General features: G+C 43.5%; 7 protein-coding genes (1 of these 7 cut by a window edge). All 7 read right to left on the bottom strand.

Annotated elements, in window-relative coordinates; translation table 11 throughout:
• Positions 1 to 16: 16 nt before the first annotated feature.
• A complete protein-coding gene (locus CVV21_02350) occupies positions 17 to 658 on the bottom strand; it encodes a hypothetical protein (GenBank protein ID PKL92618.1) in 642 nt (213 codons plus the stop codon).
• A gap of 123 nt (positions 659 to 781) precedes the next feature.
• Positions 782 to 4,582 (bottom strand): hypothetical protein, encoded by a 3,801-nt coding sequence (locus CVV21_02345; GenBank protein PKL92617.1) that lies wholly within the window; start codon positions 4,580 to 4,582, stop codon positions 782 to 784.
• Between the two features lie 212 nt (positions 4,583 to 4,794).
• Positions 4,795 to 5,517, bottom strand: coding sequence for an RluA family pseudouridine synthase (locus CVV21_02340; GenBank protein ID PKL92616.1), 723 nt, complete (start codon positions 5,515 to 5,517; stop codon positions 4,795 to 4,797).
• Between the two features lie 58 nt (positions 5,518 to 5,575).
• Complete coding sequence (locus CVV21_02335) at positions 5,576 to 9,892, bottom strand: activase (GenBank protein ID PKL92615.1); 4,317 nt, start codon at positions 9,890 to 9,892, stop codon at positions 5,576 to 5,578.
• Between the two features lie 109 nt (positions 9,893 to 10,001).
• Positions 10,002 to 10,460 (bottom strand): pyridoxamine 5'-phosphate oxidase family protein, encoded by a 459-nt coding sequence (locus tag CVV21_02330; protein ID PKL92614.1) that lies wholly within the window; start codon positions 10,458 to 10,460, stop codon positions 10,002 to 10,004.
• A gap of 15 nt (positions 10,461 to 10,475) precedes the next feature.
• Positions 10,476 to 11,261 (bottom strand): hypothetical protein, encoded by a 786-nt coding sequence (locus tag CVV21_02325; protein ID PKL92613.1) that lies wholly within the window; start codon positions 11,259 to 11,261, stop codon positions 10,476 to 10,478.
• Between the two features lie 444 nt (positions 11,262 to 11,705).
• On the bottom strand, positions 11,706 to 12,027 hold the end of the coding sequence (locus CVV21_02320; protein PKL92612.1) for a hypothetical protein. 326 nt of this gene lie beyond the right edge of the window; only the last 322 of its 648 coding nucleotides appear in the window; the start codon falls outside the window, past its right edge; its stop codon occupies positions 11,706 to 11,708.

Below are 12,027 nucleotides of genomic sequence, written 5' to 3'. Positions count from 1 at the left end.
ATCAAAAAATTAAAGCCTATTTATCATGCGAATGCGCGCCAAGCAGCATAAACTGCGAAACAGCCGCATCTTTAAATTTAGCGCCGGGATACACTTCACGTATTTCCGCCTTTATAACATCATCGGGTTTAAGCATTACTGACTGCGCGAAAGAAAAAGTCTGTATTGCCATTTCATCTTCCAGATAAGCGTCAAATAACGGCTCTCCGTTTAAGTAAACCCTAAAAGTCTTTACCCTTGCATTATTGTTATACGATACCGCATCCCTCATATCCCCGTTTACCACGCTAAAGCCGTCCCAGTTTACGGGTTTTAAATCACGGGCGAAAAATGTTGTCCTTGGAAAGAAAAACGTAAGATATTCGCCTTTTCCGTTGTTCTTATTACCTTCCACCCACGCTGTTTTAAACGACCAGTCATCCACATTATATGGCCCGTAATTTCTGCCCTTTGATGATTTAAGTTCGGAAGACGCCCTCATAATCCACCTGACATCCCCGCAGTGAAGCGAACAGAATTTATTGCCGTTAAAGTTATCATAATTGGCGTCTGTTATAAGATATACATCGGGCAGTAATGTTTCCAGCCGGGCTTTATCAGCCGCGTATAAGAACGAACCAAAAATTAACACTGACATTAAAAGCATTAATCTTTTCATTTAATCCTCCGGTTAATTATTTGACAGTTATTATAACATTATTTACGAATACGTCAATAATACAAGGTATTAATGGTGATAAAAAAAAAGCCGCCCTATTTTGGGCGGCTTTTTATATCCGGCTTATTTTACAGCCATTTTAATCTTTTTCCTGTTTAATTGCCCGTCATCACGTATCGCTTCAAGCACCACAACGTACACGCCGTTGGATACCTGTCCGCCGGATTCGGACTTTAAATCCCATTGCGCGGCGCCGTTCTGCAGCGCGCACCGTATTTCTTTTACCTTTTCCCCTGCCAGGCTGTATATCCTTATTTCCATTATGCCCTTTGCGGCGGATGGATTATACAGCGCAAGGGGGTCCCATACAATTAACGTACGCCCCTCTTTATGGGTAACAGGATTAGGCGCGATTATCGGGTCTGCAAGATAGTCTGTCTTTTCCGTAAGAATTATTACGCTTTTTGACGCCTCTATTAACCTTCCTTCCGCGGTCTTCATTATTACCTGTATTTCATATGTTCCGTTGGTTACGGCAAGGCCCGCTTCATTTGTGCCGTCCCATTCAAGATATTCATCTTCGTTGTAATACAATTTTATCTTCGCGCTTTGAGGCTCAATTATTATTATATCCTGTATTTTCAGCGCCACTTTCTGCCCTTTAGCAGAAGGCTGGGTTCTTAATAATTTTACAAGTTCGCCCGCTGAATTATATATTCTTCCTTCCACCCCTTCTTCATAACGGATGGACTGCATATCCTTGATAAGCGACGTGCTATGCCCGTATTCATCCAGCTGTTCAAGCTTAATATAGTAGGGGCCGTTTGACACATACTGTGCCTGGTCATTTTTTCCGTCCCAGACAAACGACGTATAACCATTGCCCATATTATACGGGGTTTCAACGCCGTTTAAAGTTATGGTAATGTCAGCGCCATTGCTTATAACATCCGTGGCATCGCCGTTTGAAAGAAAATCCACGTCGCTCATTAACTTATTGGTGGGAACGGAACAGATAAACCTTACCCTTTCACCCGCTTCATTATACACGCCTATCCTTAAGACATAAGGAAAAGGCGGAAGGGTCATTGTTATAGTGGGGCTTGGTGTTATGGTCGGTGTCGCGGTCATTGTAAAAGTATCCGTTACTGTTATCGTTATGGTTGCTGTATCCGTCTGCGTGGCAGTGGGTGTGACTGTGCGCGTATTCGTCCTTGTTGCCGTGCTTGTTGAAGTTGGGGTAACCGTTAATGTCTGCGTATGCGTGGGCGTGGGAGTCCTTGTCAAAGTCACTGTTTTAGTATTTGTCGCGGTATCCATATGCGTCACCGTTACGGTTGGCGTTGCCGTCCTTGTGGCGGTTACTGTCTTTGTATCCGTCATTGTGGATGTGAATGTGACAGTTTTTGTCTGTGTTGCCGTAGGAGTGGCTGTCCTTGTTATTGTAACTGTAGGCGTATTTGTCATTGATTCCCAGTAAGTCTGCGTAATTGTGGGAGTGGGCGTGTTAGAAGGCGTATTTGTCCTTGTAACCGTTATAGTGAAAGTGGGTGTCGCTGTGGGCGTGTTGGAAAAAGAAACCGTAGGTGTGGCTGTGCTGGTTATTGTCCTTGTAGCCGTCATTGTGGCAGATACTGTAAATGTAACTGTAGGCGTGGCTGTGCTGGTTATTGTCCTTGTAGCCGTCATTGTGGCAGATACTGTAAACGTAACCGTAGGTGTTGCCGTATCTGTAATTGTCCTGGTCGCAGTTGATGTCGGCGTTGCAGTTCTTGTAAAAGTCACCGTACTTGTTGCGGTAGCTGTCCTTGTTGGCGTTGCTGTATTTGTTATTGTCCGTGTTGCAGTCATTGTTGATGTGGGTGTGCTGGTCCTTGTGGGTGTTGACGTTACTGTAACAGTAACCGTGGGAGTTACTGTCGGCGAGCCGCAGTAAACGCTCATCACCACCCTGTTTGAAAGCACAGGCAGAACAGGGTCGTTTGCGTCAATAGCGCCGACATTGGTAATAGGGCCGCAGCCTGTAACTTCGCCCCACCATGTAAAAGAACCGCCTTCATTCATTATATTATTTAACTCCCATTCAACCATAGGATTGACTTTAACAGGCGGAGAGCTTGCTCCCACGTAATTAATATCAAGTGGCACAGTATCGTATAAAACCGCATTTTCAGCTATCCTTGGTTCGTATAGCATAAAATTATTGTAACTGTCCTGGGTGGAACCCATGGCGCCGCCCTGTTCGCCTATCCCGGCATACCAGCCTGCAGGATTTAGCGGGTCGCATGTCATACCCGCAGGTGCCGGGTCTGTCCATGTTATTGTATAACCTGTCGGTTCAGGGTCGCCTTTTGCCCAGACTTTCGCCCTGAAAGTTACGCCTTTCACGTCTATTTTTATCCTGTACCATTTATTTCCAACTATCTGAATAGTATTAACCGACAACGGCCAGGTACATGTCCCGCCGTTTATACACTTTTGAAAACCCACATTACCGTTTATATTGCTTCCAAAATTATCATCAATTGAAATACCCAGCGCGTAAGCCATATTAAGATTTCCCGGCTGCCCGTTGTTTCTTATTATAATAAGCGCGTCCGAACCCTCGTACTGGGCTGTTCCCGTATTGCCGGGATTTATCAAAGCATCCGCCACAATTGTCCCTTCACAAAACGGCTGCGCCGTATATATCATTGCGGGATACGCCTCGTTTGATACGCTTCCGGTTATCACCCTGTCGCCTGTATTACACACATCGCTTACAGTCCATGTTCCGTTTGTGCTGTTCTGCGGTAAAAAACCCCATCCCGCAGGCGGAGTTGAAGTATAAACGCCGCTTATATCATCAAAAGGCTGGTATGCAATTAACTTTGAACCGTTAATATTATATTCAAGTGTATACGTAACTATATCGCCGGGATAAGCAAGCGTATGGCTCTGCCTTTTTTCAAGGTCTATCGCGGCCTGCCCTGTCACAATGCTTGCATCGTCTGTTTTTGTAATACCATCCATAGACCCGCTTACGGTATTTGTGTAAGTCCTTGGCGAATCTACAGGCACTGTGGTTGTAAGCCGGTAAAGCATCCACACCGTGCCTTCAGCAACACCCTTAACGCCTGTCCTGTCGGGAAGCGTCCAGGAAAAAGTTCCGCTTCTGTCCCCGGGATTTGGCCCGCTTACTATTCCGCCGGTTATTGATGTCGGCCCAAAAGATACAAGTTCAAGATCGCCGTTCCACGCGGATGGAATCGTATCTGTTATGGTAAGCCTTCCGTTGGAATAAGAGTAGTCCACAGAAAATAAAACAAGGTCGTTTTGTTCCTGAATAACACCTTCAACCCTTTTTCTTATACTGAATTCTTCAGGCAAAAGAGGCATTGACCACGTAAGCGACGCACCCGCGCAGGCAGGCTGCTGCAGGTTGTGCCAGTCGCTTTCATTCATATTATTATCTTTAAATCCTATATGCATATAAAGGTTGTCAACCACGCATCCCGGAAAATTGTCAGCCGCAGGAACATGAACAACCCAGTCTTCAACATAAAGCTGGCCATTTGGATTTGTGCTATTGCAGTCATTGCAGACAGGTGCGGCTGTTGTGGTGGTGCTTACCTGATACCCAATAACCCCGCCCTGTGTTGTAGCAGGCCTTGATGTCGGCACATCAAAACCGGCGCGTGAGATTACAAAAACCTGGCCTACACCGGACAGCGCCGCGTTTACCCTTACCGGCTGGGTACTTACCGCAAGGGCCATCCATCCTGAATTATAATTCTGCGCACAGAATTCAACGTGAACCGTTACTGCATCTCCAAAGGAAGGGTTTGGCGGAGTCATAGAATAACTTAAGATTCTTGGTTCGGCAAAAAGAAATGAAGGTATTAAAAAAGCCATACAAAGAAAAAGCATCACCTTTTTACCCATCTTTTTCACCTCCGCGTATGTCTATTAAAACGTTTTAATTGATTCTATATTACTGTTTTAACGTCAAAACTAACCTGCTTATCTTTATCCGGAACGGTGTTTCACTCTTATTATAAGTTTAACCGGTTAAGTGACGAAAAGTCAAATTTTTTTCATGATTATTTTCGTAATTTGGTTAACCGTTTAACTAAGATGTATAAACGGAGCAATAATTACGCGGATTTTTGAAGGGTTTGTATTAACAAAGACATGTCATTGGGTAAAGGCGCCCCAAATTTTAATTTTATATTCTTTATACTTTCAAATTGAATCTGCGCGGCGTGAAGTGTAAGCCGGGATATCAGTTCCCTGTTGTCCGGTGTGTTTAAGATTTCACCGGATGTTATGCTTTGTTTATGTTTGTCCGTATAAAGAGTATCCAGTGCTAGCGGATTGCCTATTGCCCTAAAATGCGCCCTTATCTGATGCATTCTGCCCGTTAAAAGTTTTACTTCGGCTAAGGAGTAGCCTTTATACTTCTGCAGGATTTTATATGTAGTTACAGATTTTTTTCCAATTTTGTAATTTACCGACATAATGTTTTTATAATTTTTTAACGGCGCCAACGGCAGATCAATTGTTCCGCTTTCTTTTTCCGGAATGCCCTTTATTACGGCAAGGTAAGTTTTACGCGCTTCCCCTTTTTCAAATTTGATACTTAAGTCCCTGTGCGCTTCGGCATTTTTGGCAAAAACAATAACACCGCTTGTATCTTTATCCAGCCGGTGCACAATAAATATTTTTCCGTATTTTTCGTTAAGCGCGGTATAAAGGTTAAACAGTTCCGGCTTGTACCTGTCCGGAATGGTTAAAACACCCGCCTGTTTTTCAACCACGGCGTAGTCTTCATCTTCATATATCACACGAATTTCCCGGCTCACTTGTAACTCCCGAATAAAAAAAGCGTGAACTTAACGCCCACGCTTTTTTATTTTTTCATTTAGTTTATTATTTTCAGATGACTTTTACTGCCACCTTTTTACCCTGCTTTTCCGCCACCCTTGCCGCCTGCAGGCTGAAGCTGTCAAAACGCGCCTCAAGCAGCTGCGGATAAGGATTGCCGTCCGCTTCAATAGTTAAAAACGGCATTCTGTCTTCATCGCCGAATGCTCCCTGGTCAAGAGCTTCTCCCGCGAATTTATATGCTTCCTGCTTGCCTTTCATATCAAGGCTGTTTGACACAACAGCTTCCGTAAACCTTACCGGCATACAGGAGAACGGGCCTATATTTACCACACCCGCGTACTTATTAAAAACATCGCGCATCGTGACACCCATAATCATGCCCGGTTCGCCTTTTAACGCTTTTGGCAGTATGTGTTCTGAATACTTTACGATATCATCAATATCAACGGCTTCAGCGACGTACAATCCGGATTTTTCAAAAATCTTTTTAACTTTCATTTCCATATAACGCTGCGTGGCATCAGTAATTTTATATTCAAGCCAGCCAAGCATTGTGTAGTCCGGTATGTGCAGCTTATTTTCTATCATATACGTCAGGTAATACAGCCACTCGGAAATGTGCGCGGTTCTGGCAATGAAACCCTTTTCTGCCAGGCGTTTGGCTATGCCCTTATTAGAGAACGTGTCCCTTCTTACAAATATTTCCCCCATTATAGAAACTTCAGGGGCTTCGTGCAGTTTCATCTTAAGCGGTATCTTTGACAGGACTTTAGCGGACATTTTTATCTGCTTGTAAAAATCAATTCCCGACGACCCATCAAGTGACGCTTCTATTTTTTTATGTTCCTGGTTTAATATTTCCTCGCCTGATACCGGGTCTTTGGCTATTGTCCATATTGAATTTCTTATATCATCAAGCACATCCCCGGCTAAAAGCGCGTACCAGGCGTTTATCATAAGCTTGGGGCCAAAACCTGTGTAGCGTTCTTCATTGGCAAGCGATAACAGTGCCACATCCTTAATTTTTCTTTCTTTAACCAGCATGTTCATAAAAACATGGTACTGTCCAAGCCTGCAATAGCCCGCGGCCCTTGGCTGAAAGACCACAAGTTTTTCATCTTTGTTTGTCCTTGTTTCAAGGTATTTAAGCATGGAACCTATGCACAATACCATTGGAAGGCATTCTTTTCCCGTGGTAACACTTCTTCCAAGCCTTAAAGTTTCCTTGTCTGCCACGCCCATTGCCTCTGTGTTAACGCCTTCTTTTCTGAAAACAGACGCCACAAGCGGGGTTGTTAAATCGCCCATATTGGGCAGAATCATTTTAACGCGCTTGTCTGTAAGCTTGAATTTTTCGCCTTCGGAATCCACAAAAAACATCCCTGTATTTTCCACAAGTATGCGGGCGGGTACATAGGATGAATGCACCGGTTCTTTCTCTTTCTTTGTTATTTCAAGGTAATTTTTTACAACATCAATAAAAGCTTCCACCCTTGTGTCAATTCCCGCGTCTGCCGTGTGCCCGTCAATTTCAAGCGTCAGCGATGGTTTCTGGTTCATGATGCGCCTGAAATAAGTTACAAGCAGCGAATCAATAGCGCAAAGGAAATTAGTAATATACATTCCAAAAAGCTGGTTGTCTTTTTTTACAATCTGGGCGCCTTTAATAATCTTCTGCCCTATTTCCCAGTGCATATAGTCATCGTGCGGGTCTTCAATTACTTCATGCTCTGTGGGAAGTATGTCAAACGGAATTACCATGTAACCGCGAGTGGTAAGTTTTTTGGGAATACCCTTGTTTGTATCATCATTAAAAGCGTTATGAGGCGCGCCAAAAAGCACAACAGCTGTTTTTTCCGGGTGCTTATGCAGTTCTTCTATGACATCGCGCCCAAGTTTCTTCTTTTCTTCCCTGTAAGCCGCCTGCACAGACAGCGCTTTTTCAAACGCTTCCGCAGATTTCGCCGCAGTGAAGCCAAGCTTTTTTCCTATTTCCACAAACTTGCCTTTTTCTTTTTCATAACCCTTTGCAAAGTTCAGCGTGGGGGTCAGCATTTTATCTTCAAGCCCTTTATCGCGGAATATCTGTTTCATCCAGAACGCTTCGCCCTGCGTGAATATACACGTAGCGGAGAATTCTTTTCTTGGCTCCCCGTTTTCCACGTTCATTTCTTCAACGTGAGGCATAAAATAATAGTCAGGATTTTTGGAAATAAGGTCAGAAAACATGGCAAGTGAAACCTGCGCCGGGTAACAAAAAGAAGTGGTCTGTTTATGCAGCGCGTTTTCATCCATCTCTTCGGATGTGATTATTTTGCACCCAAGAGTTGAAAAGAAATTGTAATAAAGCGGGAAAATCTGATGCACAATAAAACTTCTGTTTATCCCTATTGAAGGGGCTTTTTCATTTACAGGCAGCGCCGGGCAGTATTTTTCAAAAGCCAGCTTATTTCTTGCGGATACAAAATCAAGTTTGTCCGCATCCACGTTTATCTTAAACCTCTGATTGTAATACCTGTTGCATGCGCCGCCAAAAGGATAAACTTTATCCTCTATGCGTATCATGTTTATTTTGCACTTTAAATCGCATTTTTCTTTTCCGCCCGCGCATACAAACGGTTTTTCATTTACTACCTGGCGGCCGATTATCTTTTCAAGGTCAAAATTTTCTTCTTTTAATAATCCCAGCGCAAGGCGTTTTTTAATTTCAAGCGCCACGCCGAACGCGCCCATAAGGCCGGGATCCGGCGGAACTATGATGGGTTTCTGCGTGATAGCCGCCATTGCAAGCGGAACCGCTTTGTTGTAACACACGCCGCCCTGCATAAAAACTTTATTGCCAACCGGCCTGTGCCCTTTTACCCTGTTTACATAGTTAAAACAGATTGAATAAACAAGCCCGGCAAGAATGTCTTCCCTTGTTATACCCTCATGGCTTGCGTTTTTAATGTCAGATGAGATAAACGCCGCGCACTGGTCATTGAAATTTGGCGGCCTTTTAGCTTTAATTGCAACATCCGCTATTTCCCTGTAATCCACGCCAAGCGATTCATAGGCGGCCTCTTCAAGAAAAGACCCTGTTCCCGCGGAACACGCTTCATTCATGGCGTAATCAGACGCCACGCCCGCGGTGATGTGGGTATATTTTGCGTCCTGCCCGCCAATTTCAAATATGGTGTCAACTTCAGGGTCAAAGAAAACCGCTGCCGCGGCATGGGCAATAATTTCGTTAATAATGCCGTCAGTTAAAGAATACAATCCGGCTATCTGCCTTCCGGAACCGGTAACGCCTATCCCGACAATTTTTGCCTTAATTCCCTTCATCTGCTCCAGAATGCTTTCATAGCATTTGCGCGACGCTTCTATGGGATTACCGTTTGTCCTTAAATAAATATCCGCAAGCACTTTGTCGTCATCCGCGCGTAAAAGCACCGCTTTTGTGGTGGTGGAACCCACATCAAGCCCAAGAATACACCTGTCGCCTTCTTTTAATATACCGCGTTCTGACTTATTAAAGGTAACAAGCTTTTCCGCTTCTTTAAGCGGGATAAGTGTGGTGAAACTTGTAACGCCTTCATTAAACATCTCTTTTGAAACAGCTTTGCCCTTTTCAAAAGCGGCCATAGCCGCGCCAAGCGCTTCCACATAAGGCGCTTCTTTAGGAACTATGACATTTTCAAGGTGTTGTTTTACATATTTAATAACCGCGGAATTAAGGGCGGTTCCGCCTGTTATCATTATTTTTTCATGCGGCACTTTTACCACAAGTTCAACAATTTTTTCCGCAATCATATCGCACAGGCCTGCCGCCACGTTTCCAACAGGGACGCCTTTGTTTAAAGCGTGCGTGCAGTCAGACTTGCAGAATACGGAACATCTTCCGGATACCGCGTACGGTTCGCCGTTTAACGCTGTTTCAATCGCGTTTTCAAGGCCAAGGTCCATCCTTTTTATCTGCTGAAGAAAAAATTCACCTGTCCCTGACGCGCATTTGTTGCCCGTGGAAATACCTGTTATTCTTGAATTGGAATCAAGACGGTAAACCATAAACGTTTCCCCGCCGGCAGATACCACAGCATCAAATTTTTCGCCTGTTGGATTAATAAACTGCAGCGCTTCTTCAACCGCTTCGGGTTCGGTAATTGACGGTAAATTAACATATGTACGGAACCTTCTGCCCGTTACCAGCACAGGAGCATCCCCGGTGTTAAGTTCTTTTACCACTTCAACAAAAACCTCTTTGGGGTTGCCGTCGTGCTCTTTTCTTATTACTTTTAAAACTTCTGTCTTGTCATTATTACGTCCAAGTTCAACAGCGCTTATTGTTGAAGCGCCAAGACAAATACCGTAAGCTTTTTTCATCATGATTTTTTATCTCCTGATTAATGAATTATGTTTTGATTATACGGCGTTTTTAAAAAAAAATCAAATTGAATTTGATTTAATTTCAGAGTTATTTTTCAGATTTAAACGGTTAAAAACCCGACTTTTTCCCCGTCATTTCGCCTATAATCACCTTAAAAACAGCCACTTTATCCGTCATCTCTTTTTCATACAGGGGATTATGAAGGCCTGCCTGCTGTTTCATAAGGATATTTAAACCCGATATTTTTTCCCATTCATCTTCAACAATTAAAGCTGTGCCGCTTCCAATTACGCACCTGTATTTATATCCAAATGCGCATGCGGTCTCGCCGGATTTCAGGGAATCATCAATTGTGACTTCAAAAGCCACTTTGGGGTTATTTCTGATTAGGTCAAGTTTTTTACCCACAGGCGCGCAGTGAATATATATCGCGCCCTTATTATACCCGTAATTCATGGGAAGCAAATACGGCTCCGGCCCGGAAAAGGCAATTCTTACAACCTTTCCCAGAGCCAGTATTTCTTCAATTTCCTGTTTGTCCTGAATCTGCTTGTCGTTCCTTCTCATGGTATTCTGTAATATTTAAAACGCGTATGAAGCAAGCGCCGCAAAGGTAGGAATAATACCGGACAACGTCACTGACATATCACCCATCTTTATATTTCCGGCGTTAAGCATTGACACACCAAGTGATAAATCAATTCCAATACCGTTATCAAAAATCCACCTGTATCCGCCATGCCCGCCAAAAGTGGTCATGGTATAACTTACATTAACTGTTTCTTTTGTTTCTGACATATCATAATAATCAATTGTAACAAGGTCATATTTTAAAGAGTATGAGTAGTAATAGAACTCCGGCCCTAAATACCACGCGTTTAAAGCGCGCTGCTGTGGATACCAGTTAACAAATCCGCCGACCACAAAGCCGGAACCCGAAGCTGAAGAACTGCCGGAAGGCACGCTTACAGAACCGCCCGTCCACGCATAACCGCCTTCCAACCCTACGCCAAGATTATTAAGTACCTGCCTTTCATACCTTAAACCAAAAACCCCGCTAAAAATAAACACGGTATTTAACCCGACAACATTCTGCCTTGTGGACCAGCCCGCGTATTCAGAGTCAACACCCGCGTCTTCAAGAAGGTCGTCGCCTGATTCTTCCACCTTTTTTTCAAGCATTGTGATGTACTGTTTAAGCTTCGGGCTTTGTTTTTCAGAATATGCCGCCCTGAAATATTTCAGCGCCGCCGCGAAATTCTTTGACTTATACGCCTTAACCCCAGCCGTTACATTTTCTTTATACCCCGCAAAAAGCATTGTGAACGAAAACAGAACAGCAATAAGGCAAATTACGAATCTTTTCATGTATTCCCTCCGCATTTTTAGTCAAAATTATAATTAAATATACCCTTTATTGTCATATGTTTCAACAGTAAATTTGGGGTTTTGCATTGTTTTTCTGAATTAATTATCTTGATTTGGTAGACGCGGGTCTTCAGCCCGCGGTAGTTTATTTTTAGTTTTGCCCTTTTCGCCTTGGTAGCCACTGCTTTTAAGCCGAATTGTTTTTATTTTAATTGGTTCGCTTTGGTAGACGCGGGTCTTCAGCCCGCGGCAGCTTGTTTTTAGTTTTGCTCTTTTCGCCTTGGTAGCCGCGGCTTTTAAGCCGCGTTGTTTTATGTTTAATTGGTTCGCTCTGGTAGACGCGGGTCTTTAGCCCGCGGCAGTTTATTTAATTGGCATTATCAATTCCTAATTTCGCCTTTAAAAACCTTCTATTCCTTTATCTAAACACAACCATTTCACACCCTACCAGATGAACAATTTCTCTATAACCCAGTAAACACCAATAAAAATCCAGCCCAAAGGACCGGGATTTCTTTTGATTTTCAAGGACACAGATACTGATGACATTTCCACCCTTGACTGTATGCCTTTCATCTGCGACTCCAGTGAATCTATATCCGTCTGAAGCCTGGAAAGTTCTTTTTCCATTTCTATTATATCGGACATTTGCCTGGATGCGTCAGCAAGCTTTCTTAATTTGTCGCGCAGAATTTTTTTATTATTTATAACCGCCTGCAAATCGCTTAATTGCGCCGTTACATCTTCACTGGTCTGGTTCCTTCTT

This window comes from Candidatus Goldiibacteriota bacterium HGW-Goldbacteria-1, assembly GCA_002839855.1.
Lineage (GTDB): Bacteria > Oederibacteriota > PGYV01 > PGYV01 > PGYV01 > PGYV01.
Note: the sequence above shows the minus strand (reverse complement) of the source record. Positions and strands in the feature narration are given on the sequence as shown.